Source organism: Lentzea roselyniae (genome assembly GCF_039537795.1).
Taxonomy (GTDB): Bacteria; Actinomycetota; Actinomycetes; order Mycobacteriales; family Pseudonocardiaceae; genus Lentzea; species Lentzea atacamensis.
In genome coordinates this window covers 1-557 of sequence record NZ_BAABBE010000151.1, presented here as the reverse complement: position 1 = coordinate 557, position 557 = coordinate 1, and the positions used below count along the sequence as shown (strand labels likewise).

Here is a 557-nt window from a genome sequence, read left to right as displayed (position 1 = left end):
GTGAGGCCGCCGGGCACTACGGCGAGGACGGAAGCCGACGTAGCGTCGCTGACGTGACGGACCAGAAGTCGTTGCTCGAGGTGCGGGACTTCAAGAAGGCCGCCAAGGCCGCGGCCAAGGGCAAGTAGCGCCTTCGGAACCCTTCTGGTCCACTGGACGAACGCCGCCAGCTCGACGAGGTGCGGTCGCGCGCCTCGGGGGAGAAACCCGAGTTGGGCCAATTTAGTGCGCAGCGGCTTGGGTCTTGACCGCGTCGAGGATCTGGTGGACGTCGTGGGGTAGCGGGTCGGCTGCGGTGATGACGTGGTCGCCGGCCTGGATGTGGATGGTGCGGTAGCGGCGGACGGTCTTGACGAACTTTTTGATCGACCAGCCGGTGGCGTCCTCGATCCAGCGGGAGACGGCCAGCGCGGCGAACACGATCGTGAGATGCGCCTCGATCGAGTCTTTGGTGCGGTGGTAGATCGGACGGGCGGCCAGGTCGGATTTGCCCATGCGGAAGGTCTTCTCGATCTGGAACAGCTGGTGGTAGGCGCCGATGACCTGCTCGGCTGTGG

General features: G+C 65.7%; 2 pseudogenes. One reads left to right on the top strand and one right to left on the bottom strand.

Annotated elements, in window-relative coordinates:
- Positions 1-128 (top strand): annotated as a pseudogene (locus ABFX45_RS46295) (HhH-GPD-type base excision DNA repair protein); the annotation flags it as partial.
- A 94-nt stretch (positions 129-222) separates the two neighbouring features.
- On the opposite strand, the pseudogene ABFX45_RS46290 reads toward ABFX45_RS46295, so the two are convergent.
- Positions 223-557: pseudogene (locus tag ABFX45_RS46290) on the bottom strand (IS1634 family transposase); the annotation flags it as partial.